The organism is Paenibacillus sp. UMB7766-LJ446 (assembly GCF_030226665.1).
Lineage (GTDB): Bacteria > Bacillota > Bacilli > Paenibacillales > Paenibacillaceae > Paenibacillus > Paenibacillus vandeheii.
In genome coordinates, this window is sequence record NZ_JASOYM010000001.1 from 421,248 (window position 1) to 437,883 (window position 16,636).

A 16,636-nucleotide genomic window follows, 5' to 3' on the forward strand; every position below is an offset into this window, starting at 1 on the left:
ATCAAAGGCGCTGCCTCAAATGGCGCGCCTTTTTGCTTTGTTCATTTCCGGATTTATCGAGAGAATCATTGCCCCACGACACCCGCCTGCATATTCAACAGTTTGCTGAACGTGCCTACCGGATCCGTAGATAATTGCTGATATCCACCTTGCTGGATAACCCGACCCTCATCCAGAACGATTACTCGATCCGCTGTTCGAATGGTGGATAGTCGGTGGGCGATAACAATAATGGTGACATGCCCTTTCAGGCGCTCAAGGGCCTCGTGGATATGCTGTTCGTTCTCACTATCCAGCGCACTCGTCGCCTCATCCAGTACCAATACAGAAGGGTTCCGAAGCATGGCCCGGGCAAGCACCAAACGCTGACGTTCGCCGCCGGATAAGCGGATGCCCCGATCACCGATAATGGTATCTAATCCTTGCGGTAGTTTGCGGACAAACGTTGCAGACGAAGAAAACTGTAATGCATGCCACATCTGTTCCTCACTGGCATTCGGATCAACCAGGCGCAAATTTTCACGAATGCTGGTATGGAATAGAAAAGGGTCCTGAGAGACATAACCTATTGAACTTCTCCAGGCTAACAATCGATTCTCCGTTAAAGGCACCCCATCCACCAAAATCTGACCGCTCTCTGGACGAATGAGTCCCATAATCAGATCAATCATCGTGCTCTTCCCGGCTCCCGACTTGCCTACAATGGCCGTCATGCCTTTCGCCGGAATGGATGCATACGCCTCGAATAACGAGTAGGTATCACTGCCTTCATAGCGAAAATTCACTTGCTGACACTCAATGGATTCCTTAAGCACCAGGGGTTCAATGGGACGCGCATCCCCACCTTCCTGATCACTCGGCTTGGCCTGACCCTTCATTCTGACCGAACGAGGACCGGGAACCGTTAATTCCTGATCATATGGTTCATCAGCATGAACTGTTTTTTCGCTAATCTCACGGCTTTTTTCCGTCTCTGTCTGTAATTCTCTCACAATCTGAAATGCGGGCAGCATGGAACTCATATACTCCAGATTGGACTGAATGGACGTGAAGCGTGGCCACAATCGGGAAAAGATCAGAATGATAAGCAACAAACTTGCCGGAGGTACTGCGAGCACATGCAGGGATAAATAGATAAATGCAGCAATAATGACAGCCGCCGAAACCCGATGAATCAGCTGTGTACCACTATTCAACTGACTGAACTGAATCACGTTATGTTCAATCCGCCCACACATACGCTCAAACCAGCTGATATGTGATTTTTCAAGCATATTGCTCTTAATATCCTTGATTCCGTTAAAGTGCTCTGTAATACCATTGTAATAGCTCTGGGAATATTCGGATGTCTGATCCCCGATCTGTTTTGCCCGCTTCACGAATTTTCTCAACACAATAAACAATACCAATCCACAGACCAGGACAAGGGTGGTTAACTTGGCAGACAACCAGAAGGCCAGACCAATTTGAATACCGGTAAAGATCAAGGAAGCCGCCATTTGCAGCATAATATTCGTTCCCTGACTGACTCGGGCGAGTTCGGTCGTTAATATATGATTAAAATCGGATTTTCGTTTTTGGAGGAAAAAAGACCACTGCGCCATAATGATGGCACGATAGGTTTCCATACGCAGCGTTCGAACAAATTGCTGCTGAATTCGCGTGTTGCGAATCGTCTGAAGACGTTGAAGCCAAGCCTGTCCGGAGACAATGAGGACAAAGGTCAACAGCACCAGCAGCAGCCGGCCATTTTCCGGAAAACGATTTAAAAATTCGGATATCCAGGGTAAGTGCAGACCTGTGGAGCCCATTTCGAAAATACCAATGAGGCTTAACATCGGAACGAGCATATATATGCCGATTCCTTCCATCAGACTGATGCAGATCATGCCCAGCAGGTTCCAATATAACACTGGGCCTGTTACACGATGCAGCTTGCGCATAAAGAATTGCAATTCCGAAATCATAGGTTATCCCCTCTCCGTCATCGTGTTCCTTTTGATTCGCCGCCAGAACCAGAGAAACGGACGTAACGGAAAATACAAAAAATGCAGTGAACGCGGAAGCGGTAGTTGATCTACATCCCAGGTACTTGGATACAAACGTTCAATGAAGAAAAACAGCTTCTGCCTTGTGCTTCGCAGTGCGAACAGATAGGAACGATAACTCTTTACATCTGCCGGGCTCTCAATCATCTCATTCATGAACACTACGCCGCGTCTCGCTAATTTCTCTCCCTCACGTCTGTGGGAGGACAACAAGGCGAGGTAATTGGCATCTATAGGCGTATCCAGCAGTACAGAAGCGAGATGAAGAGCCTGTGAACCGATGGATGATCTGCCTTCAGCTTTCAGGCGTCGCTCCACTTTTTTGACGTCCAGTGGCATGCAGCGAATCATCTGGTCGATATCCAGCAGCCAGCGCAGCCTGAACCACCCATGTCTTGCGCCGTGCGTCACGAGATATGCCCACAGATCCTCCCTTTCCAGCATACGGACAGGCGTCTGGGTATAAGTGCTGAATCGGCTGCGTTTCCAAAGCAATTCAAAATCGGTTTCTCTTCCTGAATCCGGGTTAAGTCGCCAGTGGATCTCCACTTGAGTTCGTTTGACCGGGTGTTTGTAACAAATATGATGTTCCCGCCATTTCCAGCTGGCAACGGTCGGCGTTCGTTTGCCTTCCTTTGATTCATAACCAAGCGATTCAAGGATCTCTTCCGCGGACTCCACATCATCAAAAGGAATGAGGATATCCAGATCTTTAGAGGTCCGCAAGGATATATCTCCGTAAAGATCATGTGCCAGTGCAGGTCCTTTGAGCGTAATATTTCGAATGCCTCGTTCACGAAAAGCACCACACACCTGCTCCATTTCGGCGGTCAGATGCAGCATGCGGAACGTATTGGCTGTATATTGCTGCCTGAGGTTTTCCACTACAAAAGCGGGAATATGACTTGAGTCCAACTCTTTTATTTTCAGATAGAGAACTGAATATAATCGATGATGATGGGCGAGCTGCAAAAAGAGCTGCCAGTCCATTCCCTTCATCTGTATCTGGGCATCCTCAGGGGTTATTGCTGTTAGATCGCCTTTAATCATGCTCAAAATCAGTTTAAGCTCCTGCTGAAAATCCGCTGTATAGTTTTCCCATTCATGTATCGTAGACAATCTCTCCAGCTCCCCTCTCAGGACACCGCCTGCCAAACACGCCGACAACCGTATATTGGTCCATTGTATCTGCTCCGGTCACAATCAATTTCCCACTTCGCAGCCAGGCATGAGCCATCATTTGGCCTTGTTTATTCCGTGCAGTACCCATATATAGAGTACTCTCCACTTTACGGCGTTCCAGCATCTTCATCGCTGCGATTGCCATGACAAGGCAACGACTCTCCCATAAGGTATACCTGCTGGCAATAAGTATAGCTTTAGAAACATTTCGTATTGTCGTCACTTCACTTCGATGGAGTCCAGTCATCGGCGTTTCATACATCGGTGTACCGAGACCTGGAGCAATCTTGGCAAAAGGCATCGCCTTCAGTATTCGTGCCCACCCAAGGTGGACATAAGCTTCCCATACCAATCCACTGATTTCACGCGGCAATGAACGATAGGCTTTAATTTTTCGCAACATGGCTCTACTCTCCGCGGGTAACGTCAATTAATCCCTCATGCGTCAAATGCTCAAGGAATTGAACAACCTGCTCAAGGCACAGCTCTGGTTCAATCTCATATTCTGAGGCTAACACTTCAACCAATTCATTCAATGTTCGTTCTTCACTGATCAGATCCCAGATTCGTCCACCCGTGCTGCCCAGGTTATAGTACTTTCCGTTATGAATGCTCATCATGACTTTTTCCCCGCCCATGTCACTGACAAGATTGCCTTCCTTCCGCAACACACGGTCTTCCCCATTCAATGGCTTCGTTGCTGTCATTGTCCTGTATACACTCCTTTACGTGCATGTTCTGTAATCCGGTCAGCCATCTCAAAAGCAGTAAAATCAGATCCTGACCTCGTGATTCTGAAAACTTCGATACTGGCGGACAGTCGTGACACCGTCTCAAACAGCCATTGTGCCAGACCCTGCCTGGTCACAAGACCACTACGAAAGGTATGAGAACACAACATGTGAAGGCGTTCCAATCCTGCAACTTCCATTAGCTGTACGGGTTTCAGCATCTCCTCCGGCTTTGGATCAAGTTCAAAAACAGCAGCAAGCGGAACCGGTCTATCATGAAAATAGTGCTGAACAGGTATCGCGTACTTCGTAATCTCTGCATGAACCGTTGCATAATCCTGTTCCTTCATGCCGAATCCATCAAGGCTGGGCTGCCATAACTTTTGCTGCGGATACCCCGGCGATACGATTGCTCTTCCCCCCGCATCCCATGTCAGTGCCACAACATCATCCGTTAAGAGTGGATAGCCACGTGAAGCAAGTGCAGCGGATAAAGTAGATTTCCCCGCACCCGAATGTCCAACAAACGCATATGCCCAACCGTCAATGACCACCGCACTTCCGTGCAGTGGAAGAATGCCGCGCTGCATCATAATGACGGCCATACATGTGCCCAGCACGAACAATCTAACCTTTTTGTCGTCCGCTTCCGCTTGAGGGGATACCACAATGCGGCGTCCTTGCTCCATGAGAAACAGACCCGTATCCTCGATTCGAAAAAAAAGACTGCCATTCCGGGATACAAAGTTATCGTTCCCCACATTCCACTCTTTCCAGTGTGCTTCTAAATCAGCTATCTCAATGTGTACATCCGCATGGACAGCTTCAGAATCTGTACCGTTCTGTACGGTTTGGAGTTCAGGCATGGGGAATTGGCTCAACCAACGCAAGCCATACGCTTCATACTGCACAGGCAACAATGAATGACTCCTCCTTCACGATCTGCATGTAGATAAAAAAAGCCCTTATATTCGCACTGCTCAATATAAGGGCGGAGGCGAAAAGTGGAATACTGCCCTTTCCGCCCTTCTAAGTATGATGGCACATGTTAAAACTAAACAACTTAGGAAGTTGGATCGTAGAGATCAGCATCGTGGACAGTAATCCAGTCGATCTGTCTGTAACCTACTCCTGCCATTGTTTGGTTCACTTCCAATACTTCCAGTGCTGGTGCTTGCCATTCCTTTTTTTCCATTTGCATCGTGTTCACCTCCTCTCATGAGTCAACTGATTAGAATCCGTATCCCTGTTATATCGCTAGATTCACCAGATACATCAGAACTTTCGAATGAACCGATATACGATCAGGCTATGCATCATTAACCGCAAGTCCGGGTGGGAAGCAAGCTCAGGTCGAGGGTTTGGAAAATTCGCAAGTGCCGACTTGATTCGCTCTGTGTTCAATATGCCGGCGACCCGGCTGTCAGAACATAGCGCACGCAATTCGGCAGTAAAATCACCCCAATTGGGAATCATGCGGTGCAACCAATCTGCGGGTTGAACACCGCGCACTCGCTGGTTTAATCTCACTTTGTCTGGCAATTCAGGTGATGTAGCCCGACGAATCAAGGCGCGGTCCGTACCTTGACTAACATATTGTTCAATCGGTACAGACAAGCAAAAACGAATCACTCTGGCATCACTCGTAGGATCACGTTCCCATGCCCGATAACGAAGAGAGCATTTGGTAGCGACAGCACCATTTTTGTTCGCAATAGCCAAGTTGTTGAATTTCTCTGCCCGTACTTTAAGCGCATCTGCCTGAGCACCACCTTGCAGAACAATAATGGATTTGAGCCGTTCCAATACGCCTGTTCGCCTAGCAAACTCCGGATGGATTAATTGCACCGATGCGGCCTGAGCAGCTCCCTTTGACATGGATTTGAATAATTCTGGATACGCTTTTCGGCCCGTAATTTTGGCAATTCGCGAGAATTTCATCCCGGTACGTTCACTGTACTGCTGCATTTCCCTGAGCCACCGGAACCAGCGTCCGCTTTTTAGCAAACTAGCGTAATAATCCAGTGCCGGCCCCCAGGAAACCGTGAAGTTGCCCCGTGCTCCAGTCAATAAAATGCCTGCATCCTGCTGGCTCGCTTTTTCATAGAATCCACGAATCCAGAATGAGTTCTCAAAGTATTTATAGGGCATTTCCATAATATCAAGCCAGGTATCTACTTCACTAAGAGGACTTCTCCCCTCGAAATCAAGATAATTCTCCGTGATATTCCCGACGTGATTAACGGTAGACTCGATAAAAGGGCGCTCATCCGCTAACAGCGTTTTCGATGTATAATCCGTAAAATCAGACACCGGAACATAGCTGTACGCATTTAACGTTTTCCCCTGTCTCCGCAGTGTTCCAGAAGCAAATCCAACCACAGCTCCAGAATCCAGCCCTCCGCTCAAAGCAGCAGCCACCTGTCGATGCGTTCGCAAACGCGATCCAACGGCTTGACCAAACACCTCACGGAAAGCTTCTACATACTCCCCGTCTGACTTGAGTCTTAGAGGCTCCACTTCGTCCCAGCGATGATATTGTTTCTGTTCCAGCCTGCCATCCCTGAAGCTAAGCGTATGGGCAGGGGGCAGCTGGCTCACTCCACGATAGACGGTAGAATGGATATCTGCTGAGTCATGCATGTCGGGAATGGCAAGAAATTCGGACAACCAGATTTCATCCAGCTCTTTATGTACACCTTCCAGTTGCAGTAACGGATTCATTAAGGTACAGAAGGCAAACCGCTGACCATCGTGCCGAAAATAGAAGGATCTCATGCCAGTAATGTCTCTGGCAGCGAAGAGTCTGCGCTTGCGATCGTCCCAGATGGCGAAGGCAAAATCGCCAAGCAGTTTCTCCGCCATATGTTCATCCCATCGCTGATATGCACGCAGGATCAGTTCACTATCCGACAATCCTGCCAACTCCGCTCTCGATATAGAGAGTTGATCTGCCAGCTGTTCCCGATTATCCAAAATGGCATCCGCCGTGATGGTCAGACCGCTCACTTCATCAAATAAAGGCAATTGCTCCCTGACCGACTCTGGCGTAATCCACTGGGCGTGGCAGCTCAGGAAGGCTTCATTACCTTTCCAGACCCCCGTTGTATCCGCCGGCACGTGCCCCAGACTGGCATATAGGTGCCAACTGTCCTCCCATAACGCTTGCTGACCATCGGTGTGAACAATTCCTGCTATAGCGCTCATGACTTTCCTCCCCGAAGTATCTTGCGCTGTGAAGCCCAGGCGCTTAACTGGTTACCAAACGGAATCAAGGATTTGATACGCTGAATCTTGCTATGAGCAGAGGCGAGTTGTGCCTTCAATCGTTCCCGCTCATTGTACCCTCGCTCCAGCCGATTATCGGCTGCACGAAGTGCGGCTTCCAGTTGCCTGATGGTTGCGAGTGCGGCCAGTGTCGGATCAATCGCTTTTGGTTCACTCGTTCCCAGATTATTGTTATTGCCATCTTGAGTACCGCCCGCAACGTCAACAGGCTGCATCCGGTAACCATGCTGCCAGCTGCAGCCTGTTGCTTCGGAGAATTGACGATCTAACTTTGCAATGACTTCCTCATCCGGGCCAGCTTCATAGCGCACACCCGTCCATTGCTCGGCTTCTTCCAGCTGTTCACTGTACCCCATCTGATGGAACAGATCTGCACCCATTACTCGGCAATAAAATTCAACTTCCTGTGGATCTAGTATATTTTTCCAGTTGTTAACAGAATCCTTATGAGCTTCCTGATGCGAGGAGAGAAACGGATCACCGACACCCATACTGTAGAACATATTGGACTTTGTACTATCCGCAAAGCGTCCATATTGCTCTATTCCCTCTTCATATCCGATACCAAGAAAACCACATAACTTTTCCATTTCGTCCCGAGGATTAGAGACGAGTTGTTCGTATTGAACTTCATAGGCATTCGTGTGTTTGTCCGCAAAATAATCATTCAAACGGAACATACCCAGCGTGAGATCAACAGCTTTCATATTAAGATTCGGACTCTGCAAGCTGCGAATCAGTTCGAAGCCTTCTCCAGTATGGCGGTTTACCTTTTTGTAAGAAGCAGCTACGGCAAGGGGGTTACGCTGAAGATGAATGCGCTTGGACTGTGGAAACAGGCGATCCAGCCATTCCAGCATATAATAGTAACGAGGAGATTTATCTACGAGGAAGTCTGCCCCGCTCCCCTCCAGAAATCCGTTATAAATTTCAAGAGCAAAGCTTCTGCACGCCTTTTCAAAACCTTCGTCTGAGACCATGGCGCTATAAAACTGACGGATGATAGCACTTCCGCCATAGGGGCGGGAATCAGCCTTCTGCAAATCTACAAGATTCATCAGAAACCACATCTCTTGTGTAGCAAATACACGGCTGTGATTTTGCAGCATCACGGTGGATAGCGAACTTCCACTGCGAGGTACACATAGTAGTAAGACAAGTCCGTTACCATGAACATCTACCAAGGGCAGCCTCTCCTCTGTAAAATTAAAATAAGCATGCAGTTGGTATAGCTCTCTTTATCTCAACATCGGCTATAAAAACCATAAGGGAATAGGTATATTGGATGATGTGCTTTCGACAACTTTTAGATACGATATGTATTCATAGTTTTACTCTATGATACAAAATGTATCATGTCAATCTTTTATTTTCACCTTTTCATAATATCTTTCTATCCACTCTATTCTGTTCTCTGTCGTTTAAGCACTTATACATTTTCTATCGTGCTTACCAGTTATGACTGTTGCACAAACATGAAAAAGCTCTGGGGTCGTTTACGAATAAACAGACCCACAGAGCTACTATTTTTAATAATAAAAGATTAGCTATACCACATCGTTAACCACTCATCCAGTCGATCTTGCCTCCGAGCCTTTCGCTGAAATCGGATGATGCATCCAGCCTTGCTCTTCTTCCTGATTGGCCTGAATTGCATCCGACATACCCTGCTGCACCTTAACCGTTAATAACACAGCAATCCCAGCAGCAAAAAAGAAAATCAGAGACAGAATTCCCCAGCGGGTTGATCCTGTTAATTGACCCACCCAACCGAATACAAACGGCCCAAAAATCGAAGAGAATTTGCCTGTAATATTAACAAAACCAAAATACTCTCCTGTTCTGCCTGCAGGCATCAAATTGCTGAACAAGGAACGCGCCGTCGATTGGCTTACGCCCTGAACTACGCCAACCAGTCCGGCGAGCAGATAGAAATGCATGGCTGACGTCATGAAATATCCCAAAATTACGATGCATATGTAAATGGACAAGCTGACCATCAACACCTGCTTCGCACCCCAACGCTGTGCCCATGCCCCCAATAACAATGTGCAAGGAAACCCGATAAACTGGGTCAGTAACAAGGCCAACATCAGATCGGCTGTCCCGATCCCAATGCTTGTACCGTAAATGGTTGCCATCAGGATAATCGTGTTAATGCCATCATTGAAAAACCAGAAAGCAACCAGCATTCGCATCAACTGGGGAAAACGCCGTATCTGGCGAAACGTTTGGCGAAGTCTGCGTACGCCCACACCAGCATAGCCTTTCCATGACTTGGGCAATTCTGGCGATGCAGGCCGACGTGGGGCATGGCGAAATAACGGAATGGAGAACACCAGCCACCACAACGCTACCGAGATAAAAGCAAGCCTCGTTCCAGCAAGCGTACTTCCCATCCCAAACCAGCTTGGCTGCTGAATCATCAGCATATTGACCGCAAGCAAAAGCCCTCCACCAATGTATCCATAAGCATACCCTTTGGATGAGACCATCTCTCTTCTCTCGGCTGGTACCAGATCAGGCAGATTCGCATCATAGAACGTGTTGCCACCCGCAAAACCGATGGTCGAAATGACCAGCAGAGCAGAAGCAAGCAGCCAGTCTCCCTCTCCAATGATGCTGAATCCGAGGGTTGCGATGATACCAATGATGGAGAATACCTTTAGAAAGTCCCCCTTACGTCCCGATAAATCCGCCAAGGTCCCCAGCAAAGGGGTTAACAGGGCTACACATAACATGCCGATGGAATGGGTATACGCCAGATAAGATGCTGCGGTATCTGCATCCAGTGTAGCAGCGGCCACAGAAGCATAGAAGACGGGAAGAACCGCTGCAAGTACCGTCGTCGCATAGGCCGAGTTGGCCCAATCATACGTAATCCATGCCTTAATTGCCCGTTTATCCAAATGGTATCCTTCCTTTGCACACATCCCACAAAGGGATGTTAAGTAAACACCTGTCCCTATTGTAAAGGAAGTTCGTCACACTTGTTCACCGTTTCTGTAAAAAAGTTCCGGGCGATCTGTGCATTTTTAGCTGATCCCGGAAGGGAAACTCGCGCAATTGTATCATTTTATCTACTTATGCATCACATATCATCCCCGCCCGTGAATATACTTAATTACCGACAGGCCAAACTGTGCCGCGTAATCAATGGGGGGTGCCTACATGTCAAATTCACACCAGCCTTACTCGTTCGTCGTATCCCGGGAAGATTGGTCGCTTCACCGCAAAGGGTACCAGGACCAGCAACGCCATCAGCAAAAGGTTAAAGATGTCATCAAGCAGAATCTGCCTGATTTGATTACCGAAGAAAACATCATTATGTCCGATGGAAAACAAATCATCAAGGTACCAATCCGCAGTCTGGATGAGTACCGTTTTGTGTATAACTACCAAAAGCAAAAACATGTGGGCCAGGGAGACGGTGACAGTCAGGTCGGAGATGTCATCGGACGTGATCCCGCTTCGAAGAAGCCAGGCAAAGGTGAAAAAGCCGGAGATCAGCCTGGGCATGACATCGTTGAAGCTGAGGTAAGCATCGAAGAATTGGAAGATATGCTTTTCTCGGAACTGGAGCTTCCGGATCTCAAGCAGAAAGACAAAGATCAGATTGAGACACATACCGTTGTATTCAACGATATTCGAAAAAAAGGCATGCAGTCCAATATTGACAAGAAACGAACCATATTGGAGAACTTGCGCCGCAACGCAACTACCGGCAATCCGGGTATTCACCATATCAGTCCGGATGATCTGCGTTACAAGACGTGGGAGGATAAAATCATTCCACAATCCAATGCGGTCATCATCGCCATGATGGATACTTCCGGATCGATGGGTTCCTTTGAGAAATATTGCGCCCGCAGCTTTTTCTTCTGGATGACCCGTTTCCTCCGTCGTCAGTATGAGAAGGTCGAAATTGTTTTCCTCGCCCATCATACTGAAGCCAAGGAAGTGACCGAGGAGGAATTTTTCACGCGCGGCGAAAGTGGAGGCACCATCTGTTCCTCTGTATATATGAAGGCATTGGAAATTATTGATAGCCGTTACCCACCTTCCAGCTACAACATCTACCCTTTCCACTTCTCGGATGGAGATAACCTGACCTCGGATAATGAGCGGTGTGTCAAACTGATTGGTGAACTGATGAAGCGCAGCAACATGTTTGGGTATGGTGAGGTGAATCAGTACAACCGCAGCAGCACACTCATGTCTGCCTATCGTCATATCAAGATCGACCAGTTTATGTATTATGTAATCAAAGAAAAAGGCGAAGTGTACAAAGCTTTGCGCAGCTTTTTCCAGAAACGGGAAGGAGGCAGCGTAGGATGACTGATGAAATCCGCGACCTTGAATACGCCATTGCCGAGATTATGGAAATTGCCAATGGATTCGGACTGGATTATTATCCGATGCGTTATGAAATATGCCCTGCCGATATTATCTATACCTTTGGAGCGTATGGTATGCCGACCCGGTTCAGTCACTGGAGCTTCGGGAAGACTTTTCATAAAATGAAGATGCAGTATGATTTTGGACTCAGTAAGATTTATGAGCTCGTAATCAATTCCAACCCTTGTTATGCCTTCCTGCTGGATGGCAATTCCCTGATTCAGAACAAGCTGATTGTCGCACACGTGCTGGCACACTGTGATTTTTTCAAAAACAACGCTCGGTTCTCGAAGTCGAATCGCAATATGGTGGAGAGCATGGCAGCAACTGCTGACCGGATCAGCAACTATGAGATGGAATATGGTACAGAGGCTGTTGAAGCATTCATTGACGCCGTTATAGCCATTCAGGAACATGTCGATCCACAGTTGATCAAACCCCGCCATTTGGACAAACAACGCTATATGGAGATGAAAATGCGGGAGCAGCGCGGGGAGAAAAAGCCAAGGCCGGAAGGTCGCTATGATGACCTGTGGTCCCTTGATGATATCCAGACCGAGGAAAAACCCGTGGAGGGCATACTAGTACATCACTTCCCACCAGAACCGGAAAAGGATATTATGTGGTTTATCCAGGAATTTTCCGAAGTGTTGACGGATTGGCAGCGGGATATCATGAGTATGATGCGTGAGGAAATGCTCTATTTCTGGCCGCAGATGGAAACAAAGATTATGAATGAAGGCTGGGCCTCCTACTGGCATCAACGTATTATACGAGAACTGGACCTGAACAGTGAGGATACGATTGAATTTGCCAAACTGAACTCTTCTGTCGTGCAGCCATCCAAGCAAAGCTTGAATCCCTACTATTTGGGGCTGAAAATATTCGAGGATATTGAACGTCGTTGGGATAACCCATCCCGGGAAGAAAGAGAACGTTTTGGACGTCAACCAGGGCAGGGTCGGGCCAAAATGTTTGAGGTGCGCGAATTCGATTCCGACACCTCATTTATCCGCAATTACATGACCAAGCAATTAACCGAAGACCTTGACCTCTATGTATTCGAGAAAAAAGGCCCGGACTGGAAAATTACCGACAAGTCCTGGCAAAACATACGGGATCAGCTTGTATTTTCACGCGTCAATGGTGGTTCTCCATATCTGGTCGTTCAGGATGCCGATTACCTGCGAACAGGCGAACTCGTGCTCAAGCATCAATATGAGGGCATCGAGCTGGACCTGAAATATATGGAACGGACCCTTCCTTATCTGTATCGCCTCTGGGGACGTACCGTCCATGTGGAAACACGGGTCGAGGATAAGCCGATCTGGTTCACATATGATGGCAAGAAGCACCACCGCAAGTTTTTATCATAAGAATACAAAAAGCGGCAAGTCCCTGGCATATGGCGGGGACTTGCCGCTTGGCATTTTTTATGAATATTAGTTTACAAATCAGTGATGATTAGCAACGAGTTAAAATCAATATTTAAAATTGCGCTTCATAGCTCCGTGCTTAAATGAAGTGATCACATATCGTTCACCTTTGTCCAACACTTTGTAAGATACAACGTATCGATCCACGATACAGTAATATGTATTGCGGTACTCACGGGACGGAATCAATGTGCCCATGGTGACCGCCTTCTGTTCCACTCGCTGAATTAGATTAGTTTTGTATTCCATCGTTTCTTGATCTGTAAAATGTTCACTCTTGATCTGGCGAAGTCGGTTCATCGCCGTTGCGGTCCATTGAACCATCAATTACAGCTCACCACGCTTCACCAGTTCAATCAGGTCATCTGTCGAATACAGCTTGCCCTGCTCGATGTCTTTCTCGGATGCTTCAATCATTTGTCTTATTTCCGGATCGGAATCCAGCTCATCCACTGGGTTATACACTTCATATTCCAAGCCGGCAATACGAATGAATTCCTTATGATCTTTCTCATAGGATTCAATGACAGTGCCATCAGGAGCTTTCAGACTAAAATTCATCCCTTGCAACCTCCTTCGATGATATCGCTAAACCTGTTGTTGAGAATCTTAAAATGAATTATAGCATACAACCGTGTTGCTATCCCATCATCTCCAACGCTTCAGCATTTCAATCCACTTTTCTGTTGTCCGTAAGAAGCTAAATAACCGCTAACGGAACTAACTTCCATTCCCATCCGTCTATTCGGAATTTGCTTGTATTTTCACATAATGATCCGAAACTATAAGAACACAAAAAGCGGCAAGTCCCTGGCACATGGCGGGGACTTGCCACTTGGCATTGCAGTGAACTTACAGAATTGACGGAGCTCCATGCAGTCGCAGTGGTACAAAAAAGTCATGCTCCACTTCGCTTGCTGGCAATGGACGGCTGAAATAATATCCCTGAATCTCACGGCAATCATTTTGCATCAGAATATCCAGCTGTCCCTTCGTCTCAATCCCTTCCGCAATCACTTCCATCTTCAGATTCTGAGCCATCGATATAATCGTGGCCACAATGGCCTGGTCACTTCGGCTCTCCGTAATATCCGTTACGAACGAACGATCAATCTTCAGTTTATGAATTGGGAAATGTTTCAAATAACTCAGCGAGCTATACCCTGTCCCAAAATCATCAAGGCTGATTTTGACCCCAAGCGCTGTAAGTTCATTCAGTATACCTGTTGACACGGAAGCATCCATCATCATGCTCTCTGTAATTTCCAATTCAAGATAACGGGCATCAAGCCCTGTCTCCGTGAGGGCATTTTTGACCTGCTCCACTAGGTTGGATTGATGAAACTGCTGACTAGACAAGTTAACGGATACCGGAATGAGAGGTCCGCCACTCGCATGCCAAAGCTTCATCTGTCTGCAAGCTTCACGCAGTGTCCAGTTTCCAATCTCATAGATCAAGCCCGTCTCCTCTGCCAGTGGAATGAATACATTCGGGGCCAGAACGCCCTTCTCCGGATGATTCCAGCGAATTAAAGCCTCTACACCGATCATGCGGCTGTCTTCTGTACGAATCTGAGGTTGATAATACAGGACCAGCTCATCCCGTTCCAGTGCTTTGCGCAAATACCCTTCCAGTTCAATTCGTTCATACAGCTCCGAATCCAGTTGGGCAGTGTAAAACTGAAAACCGTTCTTGCCGTTTTTCTTGACCTCATACATAGCGGAGTCGGCATGCTTCAATAACGCATCCGCTCCTGTTCCATGGTACGGATACATCGCGATCCCGATGCTTGCTGTAACGTAAAAGTCATTTTCCTTCAATCGATAAGGCAGTTGAATCGCTCGAACAATTCGTTCTGCCAGCTCCGCCACCCGTTCCTCCGTTCCCTGCTCATTTGTAACAACGAGTGTGAATTCATCGCCTCCCATACGAGCAAGCATGACATTCTCCATCGCTTTTGGGTCTGAATCCTGGATTGCACGCATAATTCTGTTGCTCACTTCTCTAAGAAACACATCTCCAATGGAATGTCCCAGGGAGTCATTAATCATTTTGAAACGGTCGATGTCCATCACCATAACTGCAAATGAATCTCCTGTTGCCTCAGAAGTTGCAATCGTGCTCTCCAACACCTCATCCAGCTTGCGACGGTTTGGGAGCCCGGTCAACGGATCGTGCAGAGCCTGATGGCGGATGCTTTCCTGAGCCTGTTTCTCCTCGGTAACATCTTTGATGAGAATGTGGCTTCCCTGATGTTTACCATCAATCAGTACAGGTATTACAGCAATACTTAGGTCAAGGAGATTTCCCTGAACGTTCTTCATTTTCCCCATGAAATGCTGCTGCTCGCGGCTATCATCATCCCACACCACATGCTGCATTTCACTTGTCCAATGAATATCAACGTGCTGAGCAATCTCATTAATAGAACGATGAATGATCTCTCTCTCCTGGTACCCTGTAATTCGTGTGACTGCAACATTAATCCCTTTGATTGCCCCATGCGTATCCACTGAAATAATAGCGTCTGAATGGTTTTCGTACAGAGCCTGATACCACTGTTCATTTTCGAGAATCCGGCGATCCTTCTGAGATAAACGCTGATTAATAAAGATACCGAACAAGGTCAGCCCCAATGCAATAAAAGTACCCGCTGCGATGAGGTATGCGAGAAGTGAAGGCTCAATCTGCATACCCGATCCTGCCATTGCGTCATGTGCATGATGAAATTGTGCGGCTGACATCCCCGTATAATGCATTCCCGCGATGCCCAGCCCCATAATGAGTCCGCTGCCCACCTTGTAAACCCAAGTATAACGTGACTGATGCTGCCGGAAGAAAAACATGAGCCATAAGGCAGCAAATGAAGCTAAAGCTGCGATCAGGATGGATAACACCACCCTGCTTGGATCATACGTAATTGGAACCGACATGGCAGCCATTCCTATATAATGCATGCTGCTAATACCTGCTGTCATAAGCACTCCTGCGATCAGGAGCTTGCTTATTTTACCTGATTGCTGACCCGCAATATTTAACGCTACACCAGATGCAACGATGGCAAGCAGAACGGATAGAAAGACCTCGCCTGTGGAATACGACACATGCATGGGAAGAACAAAAGCGAGCATGCCCACAAAATGCATGGACCAGATTCCCAAACCCATGGAGAATGCCCCGCAGGTAAGCCACACATTTCGGGACATACCTTTAGCCAGACTTACCCGACCCGCAAGGTCAAGCGCTGCATAAGAAGCCAACGCTGCAATAATGTAAGATAAAATAACCAGTTCTAAGTTGTACGTTCCATGTAGGTGATCCACTCACTCTGTCCTTTCAACCGGGAAATGCATTGTATGTATGCAAAATGTAAAAAAGAAGCGAGTGCGCTGTCTGGATGACAGGCACTCCCTCCACATCATTTGTCTCGTGACCACCGACTTGTTGTAAAGCCAAAGTCATACATCTCAAACCCGTTAATATTGTTGTATTTAGTCTAAACGTCCTAGCCCTGAAAATCAACACTTTTTTCCAGATGAAATGAATGTTTAA

14 protein-coding genes are annotated in these 16,636 nt (G+C 47.3%); 2 read left to right on the plus strand and 12 right to left on the minus strand.

Features of this window, described 5'->3' with window-relative positions:
- Nucleotides 1-65: 65 nt before the first annotated feature.
- The 9 genes from QP794_RS02030 to QP794_RS02070 all read right to left on the minus strand — a co-directional run bounded on the left by QP794_RS02030 (nt 66) and on the right by QP794_RS02070 (nt 10,158).
- Nucleotides 66-1,967 carry an ABC transporter ATP-binding protein gene (locus tag QP794_RS02030; protein WP_285074696.1) on the minus strand — a complete coding sequence of 634 codons (1,902 nt, stop codon included), beginning with the start codon at nt 1,965-1,967 and terminating at the stop codon, nt 66-68.
- A gap of 3 nt (nt 1,968-1,970) precedes the next feature.
- Nucleotides 1,971-3,167: a nucleotidyltransferase domain-containing protein gene (locus QP794_RS02035; protein WP_285074697.1), complete on the minus strand. Its 1,197-nt coding sequence runs from the start codon at nt 3,165-3,167 to the stop codon at nt 1,971-1,973.
- On the minus strand, nt 3,151-3,633 hold the full coding sequence (locus QP794_RS02040) for a lasso peptide biosynthesis B2 protein (protein WP_285074698.1): 483 nt from the start codon (nt 3,631-3,633) through the stop codon (nt 3,151-3,153). The genes QP794_RS02035 and QP794_RS02040 overlap by 17 nt, the downstream gene beginning before the upstream one ends.
- Nucleotides 3,634-3,637: 4 nt before the next feature.
- Nucleotides 3,638-3,937: a lasso peptide biosynthesis PqqD family chaperone gene (locus tag QP794_RS02045; RefSeq protein WP_285074699.1), complete on the minus strand. Its 300-nt coding sequence runs from the start codon at nt 3,935-3,937 to the stop codon at nt 3,638-3,640.
- Nucleotides 3,934-4,881: an HPr kinase/phosphorylase gene (locus tag QP794_RS02050; RefSeq protein ID WP_285074700.1), complete on the minus strand. Its 948-nt coding sequence runs from the start codon at nt 4,879-4,881 to the stop codon at nt 3,934-3,936. Before QP794_RS02050 ends, QP794_RS02045 begins: the two co-directional genes overlap by 4 nt.
- 143 nt (nt 4,882-5,024) lie before the next feature.
- A complete protein-coding gene (locus QP794_RS02055; protein WP_175383968.1) occupies nt 5,025-5,162 on the minus strand; it encodes a paeninodin family lasso peptide in 138 nt (45 codons plus the stop codon).
- Nucleotides 5,163-5,236: 74 nt separating this feature from the next.
- Nucleotides 5,237-7,168: an asparagine synthase-related protein gene (locus tag QP794_RS02060; RefSeq protein WP_285074701.1), complete on the minus strand. Its 1,932-nt coding sequence runs from the start codon at nt 7,166-7,168 to the stop codon at nt 5,237-5,239.
- Nucleotides 7,165-8,433 (minus strand): sulfotransferase family protein, encoded by a 1,269-nt coding sequence (locus QP794_RS02065; RefSeq protein WP_285074702.1) that lies wholly within the window; start codon nt 8,431-8,433, stop codon nt 7,165-7,167. The genes QP794_RS02060 and QP794_RS02065 overlap by 4 nt, the downstream gene beginning before the upstream one ends.
- 384 nt (nt 8,434-8,817) lie before the next feature.
- Nucleotides 8,818-10,158, minus strand: a complete 1,341-nt coding sequence (locus QP794_RS02070; protein ID WP_285074703.1) for an MFS transporter — start codon at nt 10,156-10,158, stop codon at nt 8,818-8,820.
- A 262-nt stretch (nt 10,159-10,420) separates the two neighbouring features.
- On the opposite strand from QP794_RS02070, the gene yhbH reads away from it, so the two are divergent.
- Nucleotides 10,421-11,587: a sporulation protein YhbH gene (yhbH, locus tag QP794_RS02075; protein ID WP_285074704.1), complete on the plus strand. Its 1,167-nt coding sequence runs from the start codon at nt 10,421-10,423 to the stop codon at nt 11,585-11,587.
- A complete protein-coding gene (locus QP794_RS02080; RefSeq protein WP_285074705.1) occupies nt 11,584-13,023 on the plus strand; it encodes a SpoVR family protein in 1,440 nt (479 codons plus the stop codon). The genes yhbH and QP794_RS02080 overlap by 4 nt, the downstream gene beginning before the upstream one ends.
- A 105-nt stretch (nt 13,024-13,128) precedes the next feature.
- Here QP794_RS02080 and QP794_RS02085 read toward each other — a convergent pair whose 3' ends face one another.
- The 3 genes from QP794_RS02085 to QP794_RS02095 all read right to left on the minus strand — a co-directional run bounded on the left by QP794_RS02085 (nt 13,129) and on the right by QP794_RS02095 (nt 16,407).
- Nucleotides 13,129-13,407 carry a type II toxin-antitoxin system RelE/ParE family toxin gene (locus QP794_RS02085; RefSeq protein WP_285075192.1) on the minus strand — a complete coding sequence of 93 codons (279 nt, stop codon included), beginning with the start codon at nt 13,405-13,407 and terminating at the stop codon, nt 13,129-13,131.
- 3 nt (nt 13,408-13,410) lie between these two features.
- A complete protein-coding gene (locus QP794_RS02090) occupies nt 13,411-13,644 on the minus strand; it encodes a hypothetical protein (RefSeq protein ID WP_079345040.1) in 234 nt (77 codons plus the stop codon).
- A 291-nt stretch (nt 13,645-13,935) separates the two neighbouring features.
- Nucleotides 13,936-16,407: a bifunctional diguanylate cyclase/phosphodiesterase gene (locus QP794_RS02095; protein WP_285074706.1), complete on the minus strand. Its 2,472-nt coding sequence runs from the start codon at nt 16,405-16,407 to the stop codon at nt 13,936-13,938.
- Nucleotides 16,408-16,636 lie beyond the last annotated feature (229 nt).

Bases quoted from the DNA above. Each gene is read 5' to 3' on its own strand.
- QP794_RS02030 (WP_285074696.1), bottom strand. From the start codon at position 1,967: ATGATTTCGGAATTGCAATTCTTTATGCGCAAGCTGCATCGTGTAACA.
- QP794_RS02040 (WP_285074698.1), bottom strand. From the start codon at position 3,633: ATGTTGCGAAAAATTAAAGCCTATCGTTCATTGCCGCGTGAAATCAGT.
- QP794_RS02045 (WP_285074699.1), bottom strand. From the start codon at position 3,937: ATGACAGCAACGAAGCCATTGAATGGGGAAGACCGTGTGTTGCGGAAG.
- QP794_RS02055 (WP_175383968.1), bottom strand. From the start codon at position 5,162: ATGCAAATGGAAAAAAAGGAATGGCAAGCACCAGCACTGGAAGTATTG.
- QP794_RS02060 (WP_285074701.1), bottom strand. From the start codon at position 7,168: ATGAGCGCTATAGCAGGAATTGTTCACACCGATGGTCAGCAAGCGTTA.
- yhbH (WP_285074704.1), top strand. From the start codon at position 10,421: ATGTCAAATTCACACCAGCCTTACTCGTTCGTCGTATCCCGGGAAGAT.
- QP794_RS02080 (WP_285074705.1), top strand. From the start codon at position 11,584: ATGACTGATGAAATCCGCGACCTTGAATACGCCATTGCCGAGATTATG.
- QP794_RS02085 (WP_285075192.1), bottom strand. From the start codon at position 13,407: ATGGTTCAATGGACCGCAACGGCGATGAACCGACTTCGCCAGATCAAG.
- QP794_RS02090 (WP_079345040.1), bottom strand. From the start codon at position 13,644: ATGAATTTTAGTCTGAAAGCTCCTGATGGCACTGTCATTGAATCCTAT.